A 19,007-nucleotide genomic window follows, 5' to 3' on the forward strand; every position below is an offset into this window, starting at 1 on the left:
ATGACATGTGATGTGACAAATTTCAGCTCATGATGCCAAATCAAATCGATCCGCATTCATGACTTTTGCCCAGGCAGCAACGAAATCCAGTACGAATTGTTCTTTGTTATCATCCTGAGCATAAACTTCAGCATAGGCACGCAAGATCGAATTGGATCCAAAAACAAGATCTACTCGAGTTGCTGTCCATCTGAGATTACCGGTTTTTCGGTCACGTATTTCATACACATTGTTGCCTACTGGTTTCCAGGTATTGTTCATATCGGTCAGATTGATAAAAAAGTCGTTTGTAAGAACACCTACACGATCGGTGAGCACGCCATGCCTGGTATTTCCGTAATTTGTGCCCAGGACGCGCATACCTCCTATAAGGACCGTCATTTCAGGCGCGGTAAGTCCCATCAGCTGTGTGCGATCGAGCAAAAGCTCCTCGGAGTGGACAGCAAAATCTGATTTAAGCCAGTTACGATAACCATCATGAAGAGGCTCCAGCACACTAAAGGAATCAGCATCAGTCATTTCGTCTGTTGCGTCGCCTCGACCTGGAGAGAATGGAACGGTGATGTCAAATCCTGCGTTCCTGGCAGCTTGCTCGATACCGACATTACCAGCAAGTACAATCACGTCAGCCACGCTGACGCCAGACTCCGCGGCGATAACTTCAAGAACACTCAGAACTTTTGCAAGACGTTGAGGCTCATTACCTTCCCAGATTTTTTGCGGCATCAATCGGATGCGCGCACCATTTGCCCCGCCTCGCTTATCAGAACCACGGAACGTTCGTGCACTGTCCCATGCGGTACAAACCAGTTCATTAATGCTAAGGCCGCTGGCAGCAATTTTCGTTTTGACAGCAGCAACGTCATAATTTCGGTTACCTGCAGGTACTGGATCTTGCCAAATCAAATCTTCTTTAGGAACGTCAGGTCCTATATAGCGCGCCTTAGGACCCATGTCACGATGAGTCAATTTAAACCAGGCTCGGGCAAATACCTCTGAAAAATATTCTGGATTATTATAAAAACGTTCTGCAATTTCACGATAAACAGGATCCATTTTAATTGCCATATCGGCGTCGGTCATAATTGGGTTGTGACGAATGGAAGGGTCTTCAACATCAACGGGTTTATCTTCTTCTTTGATATTAATGGGTTCCCATTGGTTGGCGCCAGCAGGACTTTTCTTCAACTCCCAATCATGGTTAAGAAGCATATAAAAATAGCCATTATCCCATTGAGTGGGGTGAGTCGTCCATGCGCCTTCAAGTCCGCTTGAAACCGTATTCCGACCAATACCTCTAGTGGTTTTGTTAATCCAGCCAAGACCTTGATCTTCGAGATCAGCGCCTTCTGGAGCTGGTCCTAAAAGTTGTACGTCCCCATTACCATGACATTTGCCTATGGTATGACCTCCTGCTGTCAAGGCAACAGTTTCTTCGTCGTTCATCGCCATACGAGCAAAAGTTACGCGGACATCCTGGGCGGTTCGTAGCGGATCTGGTTGACCATTGACTCCTTCCGGGTTCACGTAGATCAACCCCATTTGCACTGCTGCCAGAGGGTTTTCCAGCGAATCTCGGTTTTGATCATCATAACGTTTGGCGCCTAACCATTCTTTTTCCGAACCCCAATATACGTCCTTTTCGGGCTGCCAAATGTCTTCACGTCCGAATCCAAAACCAAAAGTTTTAAGGCCCATTGATTCATAGGCCATAGTACCTGCCAGGACAATGAGGTCAGCCCAGCTGATCTTGTTGCCGTATTTTTTCTTTACAGGCCATAGCAATCGGCGAGCCTTATCTAAATTCACATTATCAGGCCAGGAATTTAATGGGGCAAAACGTTGATTGCCCGTACCCGCACCACCACGACCATCAGCGATTCGATAGGAACCTGCGGCATGCCATGACATGCGAATCATCAAACCACCATAATGTCCCCAGTCAGCAGGCCACCATGCCTGACTGTCGGTCATCAGCGTACGCATATCGCTTTTGAGTGCGTCAACATCGAGTTTCTTGACTTCTTCACGATAATTGAAGTTCTTAGCCATAGGATTGGTCTTGGTATCATGCTGATTCAATATATCGAGGTTTAAAGCGGCCGGCCACCAATCCATATTTGATATACCTGTTGTGGTAAGACTTCCATGCATTACCGGGCATTGACCCGCAGTGCTCGTATTTTTTATGTCCATACTCATTTTTTATGCCTGATTTATTGAAAATTTAAATATAGCTTAAGAGGGGGGGCGAAGCAATTTGATGAGATCGTATAAAATTTATATAAATCAATAAACTGAGTCCTAAGAAAGTCACTTCACAAGAATTCCGGGTAACATCATCCTGGACGTGGTGCGGTGCCTGTATTGGGAGATCCTTCACTGCGTTCAGGATGACGAAATTAAAGCGTCATCCCGAGTGTAACGAGGGATCTCCTGAGCGTGGTGCGGTGCCAGCATTTGGAGATCCTTCACTGCGTTCAGGATGACGAAATTAAAGCGTCATCCCGAGTGTAACGAGGGATCTCTTGAACGTGGTGCGGTGCCTGCATTTGGAGATCCTTCATTGCGTTCAGGATGACGAAATTGCTAAAGCATGATGGACTGTTACCATCTACTAATCAGGAAGTACTTTTGTCTTGCATTAACCATAAAGCCGGTAGCGTTAATAAAGCCAAAACGATTAAGTAAATCGAAAAAGCACAATTTATAAAAAGATAACTTAAGAACAAAATAATCAGTGGAGCTGTGCCACCAAATAAGGAATTGCTCAGGTTAAAAAATAAAGTAAAACCGCTGGCTCGTTCTTCTGGCGGTAATAGTTCAAGACTCGCGGTAAATACACTCCCAATATAAAGAGCGATGATAATCGCTAAAACACTGCAAGCAAGAGTAACCTGAAGTAACGTACCCACATTAATCAGGTAATTTATTAGCAAACCAGCACATACTGTTGCAATCAAGCTGAGAGCTAATGGAAATTTTCTTCCCACAACATCAGAGATAAATCCTGAAAACAGCAAACATAGGCTATAACAAATCATTGCTACCATAATGACATCCAGCGCTATGTTTAAGGCGTATCCTTTTTGTTGTAAATAGGAAGGCATATAAACAAAGAGAGCATAAAAACTGCCATTGCAAAAAATTGCCAAAAGAAAAATAGCAATCATTGCTTTTTTCCGGTAATGCCAGGCACTTTTTAATGGATGGTGCTGTTTTTTTGCTAAAACCTTTGAAAAATCGGTTAATTCTCTGGTCTTCTTTCGCAAATAAACTCCGACAACACCAACCAGTATTCCCATTAAAAAGGGGAAACGCCACACATAGACGAGCTCCTGTTCAGAAAAAAATAACCAGGTTATTTTGCTGATGATGATTGCCAGCAACAGTCCACAAATAGAACCCAAAGTGACAAAACTAACAGCAAATCCCTTATGACGCATAGTCACATTTTCATAGATGTAAATACTCGCCAATGTCATTTCTCCGGCCACGGAAATACCTTGAACCAAGCGACAGAGCGTGAGCAAAATTGGTGCGATGATGCCTGCGGTTTTATAAGTAGGTAATAAACCTATAAAACTGGATGAAAAAGTCATGATCAGGAGGGTCATCGTCAATGTTTTTTTACGGCCTATAGTGTCGCCTAGATTTCCTAGCCAGTAGGCAGCAAAAGGTCGAACGAGAAAACCTGCTGCAAAAATAGCAAAAGTCGCGATTAAAGCGATGTGCTTATCCGCATCAGGGAAAAAAACAGGCGCTAAAAATGGTGCCATAAAGCCGTAAATAGCATAGTCATACATTTCAAGCAGGGTGCCCATAGATGAAGCTGCAATAATTTTTTTATTCATATGGATAAGGTCTGATCATCAAATGAACCTGTTCGAATTTCCTGGTGAATTGCTAAGTACATCAGATTCTCCAAATTCTTTAATTTCCAAATCATGGATGTGTTTCTTTAAATTTAATATCCGTTCAGCAAAATTCTCATCCTCGATTTTTTGCGTGAGCTCTTGTTTTTGCTTCAAGAGATCTTCTTTGGTTGAGTCATCCATACCAGATGATACTAGTTTTCTGTCAATATCCCATAATTGTTCAATAATAGCATTATTAATGGTTATTAAAGAGGATACCTCCTGCCGTAAGGTTTTAATCTCTACGATGCTTGGTTTGGTTGCATCGAGGTTCCAAAATTTCTGCTTTGACATATTTTTATCCTTTTGCAGTGAGCTAAGATAAAATTACTTAAATTTTATGTGACTGGAATCGGTATCTGAATTTTTATCCGTTTCTCTGGCCGCTTTATCCTCTGTAAATTGTTTCTTTAACATTTTAAATGTATCGGCCGCTTTATTCAGATTAATTTCATATTTATCATCTTTATAGACATGTCCTTCATATCCCCAATGTCGATGTGACGCAAGAGCGTCCTGTACCTTATTCGAGGGACTGGGCGCAGTTATTACATTGGCGCGCATCTCTATAGGGGTGCGTGCTAATGCATGTTCAATTCGCTGTGCTTTTTTCTCATTACCCACAGTCCACCAACGAATATTATCGCGAAACAGGTGTGCCGCATTTTTAACGGCCTGGCACTGAGGGGAGCTTACGGATTGCAGTACTTGTTTTAATTCCTTTTTCATATCTAATAACTCGTTCTCATGCAGACCCGAAGATAATTGTTGACGCATTCTGGTTACATAATCAATTACAATACGGTCATTATTATTTACACGTTGAGAATAAATCTGGTTTAAAAGATCAGTATTTTCAGAAGGCAGGTCAAGTCTTATTTGTAATTTCTGTTCTGACGCAGTCAAAGCAGTCATATGACGCATGACTTCTTCATGAGCAGTCTGATGTTCCTGTTCGTGCATTACCTTTTTATCCCCATTGGCCACAAAAGAGTTCATTTGATTAATTAAACTTTGAGCATCCTCTTGGGCTTGAGGTGTTTTCAAATAAGTTTGAAATGAGAGATTTTGTAACGCGCTTGCTTGCAGTTCTGTTCGTCGATTTTTAATTAATTCAACAAAACGTGAGCCACCGGCTGGTATATATGCATCGATAAAGTGTTCAATAAAACGATCAGGAAGGATACATATTTTGAGCATCGCTTGATTCACCTCATCACGAAATTGCCTGGCATTAATGAGATCCGGATTGACTATTCTGCTGGATACAGATTTGACTTCCTGGTGAGCTAAATCTAACCAGTTAAAAGCATAAAAATCACGGGGGTAGGGTAAATTAGCAATCATTTCAGGAGTTAGACCGTATTTTCTGCCCACGCCACCTCTTTGCCATTCTGCAAAACACCAATCACCATCGATTTTAATCACTCTCCCTTGAGCGTCTAAACCCAGATTGCCGTTTTTAAGATCAACTTCCTCTAAAAACACTGAGCATATCAGTACTTGACCCAGTCCGGTGTACGTTCCATTTGCAAAATTAAGCGGTTCATTAGGTAAATCTCTGTATCCTGGAGCTTCTTCAGACAGTATAAAGTGGGTTCTGGTGTGTGGGTTTTCCAGTAAACGAGTTTCAGGTTGATGCGGAATGATAAGGCGGAAGAATTCCTGGGCCAGGATTTCTATTCTTGCATCGGTCGGGCTTGCTATTTCTTTTATAATCCATTGTTTTGGCGAGTCTTTTAAAACACCCCGTTTGAGTTTATGGGAGTATGCGGCCGTACTGTTTATCTCTTCTTCTGAGAAATGAGCAATAGATGTTGTGATATCTTTTAAAGGCATGCTCAATTCTCGTAAATGTAGTCTATTATTTATTATAGTTGACAATATGAATTGCAGGCTTCTCATAGGGAGCGTATGAATGTCGGATTTCTTTCTGTGAGTCAAAGCGAGTCAGATCCATATACTTTTTTCATCTGATAGATGAAGCCTCTCTGGGTAACCTGATGCGAATACAGGAGATTCCTGAATAACACGATATCTATACAGTACTCAGTAGGTATTAATTGTGTTATAATTTACCTAGTAGCGTAATTTTAACTCATTAGCTAGGTCCTGATTATGAGCATTTATAGCTGTGCAGATGAAATAAAACTAATGCTTAAAAATGGAGTTCATGAACCACAAACAGGATTTATGAAGTATTTGTTGCCGTTTCTCCCTCGATTACCCTGGATATCGGACGAACCTGTTCGACCACTTGAAGATCACGAGAGACTGTTTCTCGAGGATGTTCGAGCCCGGTTGAAATTGATAGGTAAAGATGGTTATAACGAAAGTAAACAAACGGAGCTGGGTGATTTAATTGAAGACATCAGAGAGTATAAGGAAAATCACAGCAACATAGGACTAAATGCATTACTTGGCCATATTATTAACGATTTAACAATCGTTAAAGACGGTCGAAAACCTATCAATCAATCGGATGAGCCTAATCCAGATTCTGAATCTCACCGCATTAAATTATCTCCGTCCCCCGAAGTTAATGAACAATACCAGGCATTGTTAAGTAGTCGCTTATTGGTGAGTAAACTGGCTCAAGGAACGATGAAAGAGCTGGGTACTTCCGGTGGTGAATGTTATGGTTTTACTATGAGTATGGTTGATTCGGATTTAAGTCCATATAAAAACAATGGAAAAAAACAAGTAGAATTTAATAAAACCATACATAATTATCAAAAAAATCAACTTAATCGAGAAAAAGATCAACAGCATATTAAAAGAACACGATTAACCACTCAGACCTTTTGTCCTTCTCTAACGGAACAGGCTGAAAAGTTGTATAAAATTGCATCCGAACATGTAGGTGAGGATTTGTCCGTGACTCTGCAAAGTAAAGTCGGTGCGCATGCAACCTATTTAAGTATTCAGGAAGATCAGAAAATCAGATATGCAGATCCAAATCATGGTGTATTTTTATTTGATAATAAAGAACAGTTTATCTCCGCTTATAAACTGATGTATCAATACCATAATCAACAAAGACCTGATTGTGCATTTACGTTTTTTTCAGTGAGTCAATTAAAGGAAGATAAAAATCACGAATTAGCGGAATCGAATACTCTGGCAGGTAAATGGCGAAGTCTAATGACCGGTTCAAAATATAATTCAGATTCGGTCATTTCAAATCCTGACCTGCTAATACCAGCTACCTTTGGAGCATTGGCAGGAGGAGCTGCAGGCGTATTTGCCGGTGCAGCAATTGGCAGTGTTGTTCCAGTAATTGGAACAGTAATAGGAGCTATAATTGGAGGAATTACCGGTGCAGCGCTAGGTGGTGGGGCTGCGGCAGGAGTTGTCAAAAATGCTCAAAGTAGTGGTCATTTCGGTTTACTTGGACCTTATCATTATATGAGGGTGTTATTGCATGATTTTAGTGAATCGTTTAAAGAACAATTAGGTGTTAAAAGAGAGATTGATGAAATTCCAGCACTGGTTATTCCTGAATCTGATTCTCACTCCAAAATGCTTCGGAGCTTGTGTAGAGAAGGCATGACGCATCCCTCCAGAACACAACAGAATGTGAATACTGAACAAGCAATTACATCGTCACAAAACTCAAATGTGTTAATGATGGCAGAACAACATGCTGATATCCTAACCCCCGACGTTTCAGATAACACTGTTGAAGAGGACATTCAGAGTGATAAAGATAATGATCAGCATTATGTATCGTACTCACCCAGATAAATACGTCACTTCCAAATAACTTCGGGAAACGTCAATCCCGAAGACAATGCTTCCAATTAGCCTTAAGTTATCTTTAACTAAATACTCAATGTTTCATTTCAAATGTTATCGAGATCTCACTAGAATGGCCTTCTCCTTCCAGGCAATATGTGTCAAAAGCCCGTATCCAGATCTCTCTAGAATGGCCTTCTCCCTCCCGGGAGAAGGTGCCGACAGGCGGATGAGGGGATCAAACATCATTCATTAAATAGTTACAGATAACATCCAGGACTAATTTAAATTGCTGCTGTACTTCATTCTTCCAAAACCTAAAAACTTCGTAGCCTATATTATTAAGATAGTTAGTCCTTTTAATCCCTTGTTGGTTGGGCTAAGTATTTTAATTGATAATTTTATAGGGTTTTAGGATCCCCTCATCCGCCTGCCGGCACCTTCTCCCGGGAGGGAGAAGGCCATTCTAGAGAGATCTGGATACGGGCTTTTGGCACATATTCCCTGGAAGGAGAAGGCCATTCTAGTGAGATCTTGATAAGGGCTTTTGGCACATTTCCCGGGAGGGAGAAGGCCATTCTAGTGAGATCTTGATAATGCCAGTCGGCGACTTGTCCAGGGGTAGTGAGAAGTTACAGCAGTTCGATGTTATCTCTAGATATTACTTTGACTGTTCAGGGCTTTAAAGCAGAACTGATTATCTGGTTTAATTCGCTACTATTAATACCACGATTTACATAGCCTTCGCGATTGAATATACCATTTCTTCCAATAATATGTTCACGAGTTGTAGACAGATTTGCTTTTGTAAAAAGTGATTTAGATGTATTTCCGTGCTCCAACTCGTCAAGTAATTTTTGAGCTAATAAGTAATTTGCTTCTCGATTAGCAGCGCGAGATTTAGCAAAAAACCAAAAACCGGCCTCATAATTTATATTACCGTCTTTTCGGGTATGAGAAGAAATGCGTTTAATATAAGACTGTAATTGTTTTTTTATCGATTCGACCTTGTCCCGATTCAGTTGCTCTGATTCATTATTTATTGATGTTGGTGGGGCTTTAGAAGTAACGCTGGGGATTAGTACATGAGTAGCCATTTGTTTAAGAAGCTGGTCATTTTCATACCGTGCACTGACTTCCGTATAACCAATGCCTTGTTCTTTCGCGTATTCAATCGCATCTGTCATGGCAACAACACGTTTATCCTGCAAATCCGATTTGGTGCCAATTAATATAATATTTTTATCATTCGCTTGAGTTTTAACCGAGTTAATGAGTGTTTTAGCTGTTTTAAACGAGGAATCATTTGTTATATCAAATAAAACGAAAATAATCGTGCTCGAGGATATGAACGATAAGTTATTATAAAAGCTAGAGTTAGATTGAGTATCATACATCTCAAATTTAAAATCCATTCCCTCAGCATGTACCGTTCTTATTTGAGATTCTAATATCAAAGGATGAGAATCATCCATTAGAGTCCTGTTTTCCGCTAAATTTAAAATTAATGAGCTTTTACCAGTACCGGGCCCGCCTAAAACAGTTATTTTTGCTCGTTGAGGAGGAGTATTTGAGCCGGCCATAATTCACTTGTTGTGTTAGCTTATTTTGATCATTATAGTCAATAATTGACCATATGGCAATGAACCACTTCAAGTGATTAATTTTTAATGTATTAATTACTGCAATCAAAACCAGTTCCTCATTAATTTTTAATATTCATTATTAAAAATCAACAGCATTACTTAATAATTGATTAATATTTGAGCAATACAATGAAAGGCGTAATACATCATTATCAATTGGAGTAAATTATGGCAGCAAGTACACACGATATTACAGGATTAATAGCACATGATATTAATCTCAATACTTACCCTGAGATGGATCTGGGTTTGGATGATGCAATCACCGAGGTTCAATTTGGAGATATGCATGGCAATACATTAAAAATATTAGCATTATTAAAAACATCTGGAGTTATTGATATCCCTAAAGATAAATACGATGACTTCGTAAAACTCTACACAGATACCTACAATTTAATGGAAGATCATTCCAGAAAAGGACAGACTGCCAATGGGGATTTACGTTACCGCGCCTGGAAACGGTTTGCCAAAGATAATCCTGTATTTACAGCTGAGATGAACATACAGTTTGAAGCGATACTGGCTTCAATTCATGTCATTAACAAAGAGCGTTTTGTGACCTTTCTGGGAGATATTTTGTCAGATCGCGGGGCTAGTGATTATCTTACTCTTAAACTATTGGCACATCTCAAAAAGGAAGGAATGCAATACCGAATTATTTTTTCCAATCATGATCTGGAGTTTGTCTGGCAATATGAACGATTGTTATCAGAGCCTGTAAGCCGTCTGGATGATCGCGATGATCAAATCATGTATCGATACGCAATGGCTACTGACCGGCATCAAGGTGCATCAGTGCATCATTTACTTGCTTGTGTTCGTCAAGAAGTAATCTCTCTTGATGAGTTAACTCAAATTGTAAGAGATGCGTATTATCCGCATTTGGAACTGTTTGGTTATTCATTGCAAAAAGAGGGAGCTGGCATCTATATTCTCAGTCATGCGCCCATGAGCCTTCAAGAAATGGCTTCTCAGGTTGAACAAAAATTTGATATCACCATTAATACGTCTAACCGTAAGAAATTTGCTCAATCTATTGATAAATTAAATACACAATTTAAACACATATTATTAGATGGTGAATTTACATCCGCAGCTCCCTGGCAAGATGATGCCAGCAAAAGACAAAATCCAATTTATCAAATAGTTTGGTCTCGCCATGTATCTTCTGATTCAAGACCTCTTCGTGAAACAGATTTTGATACATTGAAGCCCGTAACTTTTGTGCATGGCCACAGTATGGATAAACGCGGAGCCAATCCAAGACCAGGAGTTCTGACTCTTGATGATGTTGTTGGAAAAGACATGTCTTGCCATAGCGGTATTGTATTTATTGCTGCTTTAGCCCATACGGAGTTAAAAAGTACCCTTGAAGTATCAGAGGCTGCGACTCCTAAAGCTTCGAGGTATCGTTTTTATTCTCCAGAGGCGATAAGACTTGAATCAGGCATTCTGTCTTCAGTCGTCAATAATGAACCAAGAGCGTAATTAATTGCGTCATATCTTCGGGACTTCTAAATAACATCTATTATTTGGAAGTCCCGATCCCTACGAGTACTACGGTTACCTGAGCGAGGTATTGAGTCAATGAATGGTCGATCTCATTGCGCTCAGTTTGATTTATTTTCAATCAGTGCTATTTTTTTATAATACGCTGTAAAGTTTGAGCATATATGTTCAGCCGGATTCGACCTACTTCAAAGTACTCCAGTAATGAGCCTTATTTGATTAAACTGGACATCCTGATTAATAAATACAATGAAAATCAGGTGAACGGAATTGTTGATATTATCAGTCTTCAACAAATCAATGCTGTGGCAGACAAGCTTTATCTAATGGTGAGCACTGATCCTCCCAAAGATTATGGGTCAGATTTTATGAAGTGGTACAATAAAAAAGAGATTAGTCGCGAGTTAAAGAATTTATCGGAAAGTTCAAATACAAAAAGTTCCAAAAAACAACGAATAGCTGATATTAGTGTGGCCGTGCCACATCATAGAAAAGATTTTAGCAGAGTTCCTTCACCAAAAGAGTTTAAAAAAAGGGTGAAAAAAGTATCTTTTTTTTCCTCTGAACCCAAATATTTTTCAGACATCAGATTGCTTTTGCATCAGTTTCACGAACTGGATCCCAACAAACCGGATTTTGATTGGGGAATGGCTTTAGGTCAGCTTGAATTATTACAACAAAAAATAGTGGAAATTCTGATTGATGATCTGGATTTAAATGAAACCCCCGACCGAATCTTATTATCTCGTTTGCTCATGGTAGTTAATCGTACAATGAACGAATTTTTCAGAATGAATTCTGAGTTAAGCAGTCGATACATGCTGCAGACTCCCAATCGAGTTTCTACGATTATTGATCCATATGCTGACGACGATAGACACAATTTACGCCACTTGGTAGCAGAACTGATTTCAACACCCAAACCACTTGAAATCGATGAGTTTTCACTTGAATTTCTGGGCGGAAATAATAATAAAAACTGGAAAATAACCAATCGGAACAATCATGCGAGATACACCTTACGTATAGAAAGGCCAGAATATTATTTTGATCATGATTTACGGCACCGAGTCAAAATGAATCCCAATCTGAGTCGTTACTTAGCTCAGGAGTTTGATTTTTACCCTACTGATGAAATAGCTCATCGTGGTTCGGAGAGTGAATACAATCTTTCAATCACTGAATTTTGTTCGGAAGGAGATGTATTATCTTATCGTCGCAGTATCAATGAGAGCATGTCCCAGGAAGAAATAGTAACAGCAGTGATTGACATGTCGAGGCAGATATTGGATTTTGCTCTTGAATTACAACGAGATCATTTATTTTATATGGATATTAAACCAGAAAATTTTCTCTTGCGTGATAATGGAGAGGTTTTTACTGCAGATTTGAAATCGATATTAAACACGCAAGATATTCAAATCAAGACCAATTTGATTGTCACGACACAAGAAAACGCCCCGCCTGAATACCCGACTGCCCGTAGTTATGATTCTGATCCGTTTATGACCTACCAACTGGGTGTCTTAATGTATTTGTTAATGGTTGGTCCTGATGCTGAAGGGAAAAGAGACCTATTGAACCGTCTTTCAGACGAACAGTCACTGGACTTCTCACTTCCTGTATTCACTGTTGCCGGCGGGGAGGCAATGATTGATTTAATTCGAGCTGCAACCAGACCGATTCCATCAGAACGTATTCCATTACGGCATTTGAGTGAAGCAATCAACCTGGTTCATAATGAACTTAATCAGGAACAACACCATGCTTCTGATTCTGTAGTACCTATCTCTTCAAGATGAAAGTTTTTAGTATCATTATTTGTTGCATTTCATAGATATATCAAACTTGTATTTCAGCTTGATACGCTGTTAGTATATCTCCCTTCGGAAAAAATGCTGAAAGGGATGTCGCTTTATGACTTTTGTTTTAAATCTAAGGAACAATGTAAAATCAACATGCGCTTTGACTCTGATTTTACTGATGAGTCAAGATGTTTACGCGAAAACCATGATCTATGGTATTGATAAAGCCCAAAATTATATCAGTCATGGTAAAGGTCCTTTCTACATACAAGTTGCGTCATTCCGATCTCAGTATAATGCCAACTCATTTGTTCACCAATTAAAAAAACGTACTCCATATTCTGTGAATATGAAATCTCATGGAAGTTTTTATGCGGTCATTATTGGACCTATTGCTTCTGCAAATGAAATGCGAACTATGATTACAAAATATAAGGTACCTTTAATCTCTGCGCGTCCCAATACTTCTCGACAAACCAAACCGATCTTGGCTGCTGCATCCCTAGTTCAGCCTAAAACAGTACAGTCAAAATCATCGCTTGAAAAAGAACCCAGGACTTTATCTCGTAGTCCAACAAACAATTATTTGCGTTCTCATGGCTATATCCAGACTGATCTTGGTTTATCTACATCTCTCGCGACTTCTTCGATGCAAATTTTTAATGGTGCCCTTGATCCTTACCCCGCGAATATGGATTTATTTTCAACTAATAAAAATCATCATGGCGGCATGGCATCAGTAAGTGCTGGTCTGCGATGGAAGCAGGACAGACGTTATTTTCCTGCCTATTCTCTAGGCTTGCGCTATCAGAATTTTTTTAATCAACAAATTGATGGCTCCATTACCCAATATTTTGATCCGGAATTTGTGAATTATGGTTACACCCTTAAGACCAGCTCTAATGTGTTTTCATTATTTTCAAAAATTAACCTTGTCCAATTAAATCGTTTTTTGCCTTATGCATCTTTGGGCATTGGTAGTACCATCAATAGAACCGGTAGATATACTGAGCGCGCGTACCCTGGTATCGTGGCTCGTATCGATAGTCCCAATTTCAACTCACAAAGTTCCACTCAACTCAGTTACAACCTGGGTACCGGCCTGGATTATCAATTAAATCAAAATTTGTTGATGTCCTTAGGTTATGAATATCAGGATTTAGGAGCTATTCGTTCAGGTTATGGACAATTCCCATGGTCAGGCGAGCGACTGTCCCTGAATCATTACAAAACCAGCACTGCGTTAGTCAGCTTAAGTTATTCACCTGGCGCATAAAATAAATGACGGATAAACGCTACCAGTAAATCTGGATTGACCTGTAAGGAGAAAATCTATAATGTTTGGTTTTAAAAGAAACTTATTGCTAATTGCCCTGTCTTGTTTGAGTTACCAGGCAATAGCAACAATTGATCCAGTAGCACAGTCGTTAATCCCGGAAACATTCCCCAGCACAGTCACGGTAGGTGACAGTTTATCCGCTAATTATACCTTGACGAATAATAAAAAATTTCCTGTGAAATTAACCATTACGAGCACCAGTGTAGGTAACGGCATAGTTGTTCAAGATCGCTGTAATGGCACCACGTTGGCCAAAAAAGGCGCTATAGGAAGTCAATGTACCATTAATATTTCTATGGATCCTACTACAGCAGGTCCATTAAGCTGGACAGGGGTGATGCATTATGATTTTAATGCGGTTCCATTAACCCCGATAAGAACTACGGTTATAGAGCAAACAGGTCAAGTTAAAGCGAATACCGATATCGATTTACCTGCTGAATCGGTTGTCAATCATAGCCCGTATCCATTTACCTTTCGTTTTACCAATACTGGAGCTAGCCCCGTTACTGGAAATGGTCAGGTCACAGCCAATGTGAGCTCTTTCGAAGTGGATAGCAATAATTGTATTAACAAGACTTTGGCACCAAATGAGTTTTGTTTGATTACGGGTAATTTTACACCTCTGGCAACAGGATTTGTGAGAATTCAGGGATCATTTCAATACAGTGGAGGCAAATTTACGGCTACTGCCGCTACCGAAACAATTGTACGTGCAGTGACAGGGCAAGTTACTGCCAGAACAGAAATTCCATTACCTAACCCGACTTATGTAAACCAGGGGCCTTATTCATTTCTCTTTAAATTTACCAATAATGGGTCAACCCCCGTTATCGGAACAGGGGTATTTAATGCTCATGGCGCTCCGGTTACCCATATTAATGATTGTATTAATAAAACCTTGCAACCTACTCAATTTTGTACCATTAGGGGAACTTTTTCTCCTGTACAGACAGGCGATGTTACTCTGAATGGCGATTTTATATATGATTCGGGGACTGAACGAGCTGCAACTTCTGCTGAGTCTACTGTTATTAACTCCAGTGGGCTTATAGGTCAGGTTATTAGTGCATTGCCTTCCAATGCCGCGGTCAATACCAATTATCCGGTTGAATTCCGTTTTACCAATTCCTCCACTACGGATCTCACGGTAACCCAGCAATTATCCCTTCCCAATGTCGGCGGAATAGTTAATCACTGCCCAAATGGTGGCGTTCTATCTCATGTACCGCCTGCAAATGTCTGTACTATAAGCGGAACGTTCAACTCAGGAGGTTCAGCCGCGGTTCAAACTTTAATTGCAAGGTTGACTCCTTCTACACCGCAGGTTCCTCCAGCTGAAGTACAAACACAAACCTTAACTCAACCTACAAATTCTGTTTTTGTAGCGCTATGGCCGCTATCCTTGCGTGTAAGTGCCGGGGCAGTCAATATGCCTTATCAATTTAATTATCAAATCAATAATAATCTGCTGACCCCATCTCCAGTAACAGTTAAATTTGTAGTTCCATCTACAGTTACCTTAGTACAGCAGGCTCCGACTGCTCCGCCAAGTGATCCTAATGACCCCTATTTCAAAAGTTATTATAATTGTGGGTCAGGTAATGTCGCGTTTGATCCTAATCAAAATTTAAGTATGACCATACCTGCCAATCCTGGAGGAGTATGTAATATCTATGTTACTTTTTTGGTAACCGCTACAGTTCCGCCAAACGCTTATACTGATAATTTCACTATGTCTTTTATTAATCCTTCTCCATTTCCGAATGTAGTTACTCCTATGAGCTATGCTACTGGAAATGCGATCACGGCCAATGGTACTCCTTTGACCAGAACCATTAATTTTACCAATCATTGTAATTATTCAGTGTACTATGCTTTACATGGTGCCAGTGTTCAAGCTAAGAACCAATCCTCTGTTAGTTGTAATGTAAATTCCGATTGCTTCACAGGTTCTTCCTGCGTTAATAATGAATGTCAATGGATACAACCCTCACCGACGAATGGATTTTTGTTAGCGCCAAATGGTGGAACCACTTCTGTTGTAATCCCTATGTATGATAATGCGATAAAACTGAACTTAAGTCAGGCACGAGATGTCACCTGGGGTGGGAATTTAGCGGGTCGTGTAGGTTGCACCGCAGGTGTAGGCTGCACTGTCAATGATTGCGGTTTGGATACAGGTGGCGCTATAGGAAAATGCTCAACAGGTATCGGATCGGCTCGCTCACCAATCAGCGCTTCTGAATTTACCTTACAAGCGGATGACCCTCTGATTTATTCAAATCAAACGGTGCCCAATTTAGCCGCTGATAATTATAACGTGCAGCTTATAGATGGTATTACTGTACCTTCAACCATGACACCTTCTAATGGTGTCTATAGTGCTCCCTATAGTTGTGGAGGGGCTGGATTAAAAACTCTTCAGGGTGGATCCACGTTAAGTTCTTGTTCATGGACATTTAATCCTCCCGATGCCAATTACCCTTGGGTACAATATTCTGCTACACCGACTCCTTGTACTGTGGATAATGATTGTCTTGCTTTACCCGGTACAATATGTGGACTCATGGTTAATCCTTCAGGCAATGCTTCATTTAATAGAGCGTGTGGATTGCCTGCATTTTCAGGTCAGTCTATGTATTGGACTGCCGATGCGGTATGTAAAATTCAGCCCACCTATAACCAATCACCATTTTTCTGTAGTAATCCCGTGTCAACAATACCAGGAAATGTGAATACTCCAAATACTACTCTTATTTCAACCATGTATGCCTGTACAGGACCGCAATTAGGTACTTCCTGTTATGGCAGTACTCAAAATACCTGTTGTGGTTGTAGCAATTGGCCTACTTCGCCAGTAGGTACTGAACCATGCGGTGCTATCAACCCAGGATGGACCCAACAGGTACTAGGTAAGATTCAATGGACTAAAACAGGTTGTCCAACTGCCTATGCATTCCCTTATGATGACGCAAGCTCTTCATTTACCTGTCTTGTCAATGAAGTTCTTACTGTACCTCAGGACTCTTATGATGGTAATGTGAATACTACGAATTATGAAATTGAATTTTGTCCACAATAGTTATGTGGGCAAAGTTATTATGTGATTTTCTATTATAGAATGTGTTATTTACGATCAGGCGGAAGGAGGGCTATTCCTAGCTCCTTCTGGTTAAAGACCCGCCTGACAAGATAGAAATTATTATTTCGTTCACAGAACCTAGAGAATAAATATAAAGCATTTATCAATGCCTTATATTTTTAATTAATGAAAAAATTTTAGGCATACTAGTTAACCCTAAAAATTTTTGTCAACTCGCTAATGGAGTGAGGTTAGGTCAGATCTTGGCCGGGGTAATTCGAAGTGTAGAGTGTCATCAGAGCGAGTCTGAGCGCACCGCCCAATGGAGCAACTTTAAGAAGTTAAGTCATCGTGTGATATGAAAATTGGCTTTTTGGCAAGCAGGAACTGTATGAATTAAATAATACAGATCACCTTTTGCTCAATTGGGTCAGTTCATTCATTACGTCGATAAGACATTTGAACGATTGCAGCTCTCTTTTTTTATACGGTTTCTTTTTGCAAAATAAAAAACGTAAGAACGCGATTTTAGAAGCACAGGCCAATACCTCCTCTTGCACTTCCTTTTTGTCCTGACTTAAATGATTTAAAATGATTCCTGCCTGAGTCTTGAAATCAATATGAAGTCTCCAGCAAGTGGAAAGAATACATAATAACCAATCACGTGTCTGTGCCAGATGCAAGGGCATGATCATGCCAGGATCATCTTCAAAATCAATAAAAGCCACCTCCTGACTTTCATGCAACACCATATTACGTGAGAAAGCCTGGCTTAGATAAGTCCCTTTATCATGCACTCTAACAATGGCTTTTAATATTTGCTCCCAATGAGCAATTGAAGACCGGTGTTGCGTACTTTTTAAAATGAAATCAAAGTTTTTATCCCCCATGCAAGACATGACAAAATAGCGTTCATTTTCATCAATGATTTGGGGGACCAGGATATCTGCCATGAAAAGGGTTTTGAGACGACGCACTTCTGTATCTTGAGTTTTTTTCCCGCCATCAACATGAATACCTTGCAGAGCAGGCATACCAAGCAATTTAGTTAGAGAGGTTAAAAGAGCATATCCAATTTTGCTACGACCCTCTCTTTGTTGTTTTATGATGTAAGTTTTCCCTTCAAAAATGAAGCTTGATATACGATGATTTGATAATGACGCTTCTTGTTCTATCTTTTGAAGTAAACCAATATTCTGTTGTTCAGTGTTCAATGCTCTCTACTTGCTTAATAGAACCTGGATTAACTCATTATCATGTTAATGAATTTAAAAGCAACTCCATTTTTGGTTTTTACTTAGAATGCTAGGTTCTGTGAACGAAATTTTAATTAATTAAAAAGAAGGCAGTTTTATAGTGAAATTCGATTGACGATCGTAAAAAACACTAATGGAACTGCCTTAATGTATCGTAACCTATCAAAAGAACTATGAGATACAATTTATTCATTCCTGCGCGGATTGAAAGGTCTGCATGTCAAGAACGAAGAGAGTTTACGTCGCTTTATGGAAGGCGTTTGGTATGTATTACGTACTGGCTGCCAATGGCGGTTGCTGCCTTACTATTATGGTCATTGGCGCCAGATTCATCGGCGTTATAAATCGTGGTCTGATCGGAGGACACCGAAATGATATTACTCAAGCAGCAGAGTTGCTCAAAGAACAGCACGATACAATGGTTCTTGCTGATAAGGGATATGATTCACAAAAACTCATTGATAACTTACACAAGCAGGACTGCTCATCAGTCATGCTATCAAGAAAATATGCTAAAGAGCCCAGAGAAATAGATAAAGAACTTTATAAGGAACGCTTTCTGATCGAGGCCTTTTTCTCTGAATTAAAGCTTTTTCGAAGAAATGTTCTCGATTTGATAACACCACTTCCGCTTTTTCTGGATTTTTACATTTGGCCGGTGCACTCATATGGATGCGCTAGAAATTTCGTTCACAGAACCTAGCGACTA

12 protein-coding genes and 1 pseudogene are annotated in these 19,007 nt (G+C 39.9%); 6 read left to right on the forward strand and 7 right to left on the reverse strand.

Annotated features, from left to right (window positions below):
• Window positions 1–27: 27 nt before the first annotated feature.
• The 4 genes from katG to IZU94_RS11650 all read right to left on the reverse strand — a co-directional run bounded on the left by katG (window position 28) and on the right by IZU94_RS11650 (window position 5,756).
• Window positions 28–2,196, reverse strand: a complete 2,169-nt coding sequence (gene katG, locus IZU94_RS11635; RefSeq protein WP_203110838.1) for a catalase/peroxidase HPI — start codon at window positions 2,194–2,196, stop codon at window positions 28–30.
• Window positions 2,197–2,621: 425 nt separating this feature from the next.
• Entirely contained in the window at window positions 2,622–3,854 is a 1,233-nt protein-coding gene (locus IZU94_RS11640) for an MFS transporter (protein WP_203110798.1), read from the reverse strand.
• A gap of 18 nt (window positions 3,855–3,872) precedes the next feature.
• Window positions 3,873–4,211, reverse strand: a complete 339-nt coding sequence (locus IZU94_RS11645; protein WP_203110800.1) for a hypothetical protein — start codon at window positions 4,209–4,211, stop codon at window positions 3,873–3,875.
• A 33-nt stretch (window positions 4,212–4,244) separates the two neighbouring features.
• A complete protein-coding gene (locus tag IZU94_RS11650; protein WP_203110802.1) occupies window positions 4,245–5,756 on the reverse strand; it encodes a hypothetical protein in 1,512 nt (503 codons plus the stop codon).
• A 279-nt stretch (window positions 5,757–6,035) separates the two neighbouring features.
• On the opposite strand from IZU94_RS11650, the gene IZU94_RS11655 reads away from it, so the two are divergent.
• Window positions 6,036–7,664 carry a YopT-type cysteine protease domain-containing protein gene (locus IZU94_RS11655; protein WP_203110804.1) on the forward strand — a complete coding sequence of 543 codons (1,629 nt, stop codon included), beginning with the start codon at window positions 6,036–6,038 and terminating at the stop codon, window positions 7,662–7,664.
• A 229-nt stretch (window positions 7,665–7,893) separates the two neighbouring features.
• On the opposite strand, the gene IZU94_RS18445 is transcribed toward IZU94_RS11655, so the two are convergent.
• Together IZU94_RS18445 and IZU94_RS11665 are read right to left on the reverse strand one after the other, a co-directional pair.
• The gene (locus IZU94_RS18445) at window positions 7,894–8,019 is read right to left on the reverse strand and encodes a DUF559 domain-containing protein (protein WP_203110840.1); all 126 of its coding nucleotides are present in this window, start codon (window positions 8,017–8,019) and stop codon (window positions 7,894–7,896) included.
• Between the two features lie 310 nt (window positions 8,020–8,329).
• Window positions 8,330–9,238 carry a P-loop NTPase family protein gene (locus IZU94_RS11665; RefSeq protein ID WP_203110806.1) on the reverse strand — a complete coding sequence of 303 codons (909 nt, stop codon included), beginning with the start codon at window positions 9,236–9,238 and terminating at the stop codon, window positions 8,330–8,332.
• A 231-nt stretch (window positions 9,239–9,469) separates the two neighbouring features.
• On the opposite strand from IZU94_RS11665, the gene wip reads away from it, so the two are divergent.
• The 4 genes from wip to IZU94_RS11685 all read left to right on the forward strand — a co-directional run bounded on the left by wip (window position 9,470) and on the right by IZU94_RS11685 (window position 17,042).
• On the forward strand, window positions 9,470–10,792 hold the full coding sequence (gene wip, locus IZU94_RS11670) for a Dot/Icm T4SS effector Wip (RefSeq protein ID WP_203110808.1): 1,323 nt from the start codon (window positions 9,470–9,472) through the stop codon (window positions 10,790–10,792).
• A gap of 185 nt (window positions 10,793–10,977) precedes the next feature.
• Window positions 10,978–12,615, forward strand: a complete 1,638-nt coding sequence (locus tag IZU94_RS11675) for a protein kinase family protein (RefSeq protein ID WP_203110810.1) — start codon at window positions 10,978–10,980, stop codon at window positions 12,613–12,615.
• Window positions 12,616–12,796: 181 nt separating this feature from the next.
• Window positions 12,797–13,894 carry an SPOR domain-containing protein gene (locus IZU94_RS11680; RefSeq protein ID WP_238400706.1) on the forward strand — a complete coding sequence of 366 codons (1,098 nt, stop codon included), beginning with the start codon at window positions 12,797–12,799 and terminating at the stop codon, window positions 13,892–13,894.
• Window positions 13,895–13,955: 61 nt separating this feature from the next.
• The gene (locus IZU94_RS11685; RefSeq protein WP_203110814.1) at window positions 13,956–17,042 is read left to right on the forward strand and encodes a hypothetical protein; all 3,087 of its coding nucleotides are present in this window, start codon (window positions 13,956–13,958) and stop codon (window positions 17,040–17,042) included.
• Window positions 17,043–17,452: 410 nt separating this feature from the next.
• On the opposite strand, the gene IZU94_RS11690 is transcribed toward IZU94_RS11685, so the two are convergent.
• Window positions 17,453–18,256, reverse strand: a complete 804-nt coding sequence (locus tag IZU94_RS11690) for a BUD32 family EKC/KEOPS complex subunit (protein WP_203110816.1) — start codon at window positions 18,254–18,256, stop codon at window positions 17,453–17,455.
• Window positions 18,257–18,481: 225 nt separating this feature from the next.
• Here IZU94_RS11690 and IZU94_RS11695 point away from each other — a divergent pair.
• A pseudogene (locus tag IZU94_RS11695) lies at window positions 18,482–18,979 on the forward strand (transposase).
• Window positions 18,980–19,007 lie beyond the last annotated feature (28 nt).

This window comes from Legionella bononiensis (assembly GCF_016786215.1).
Taxonomy (GTDB): domain Bacteria; phylum Pseudomonadota; class Gammaproteobacteria; order Legionellales; family Legionellaceae; genus Legionella; species Legionella bononiensis.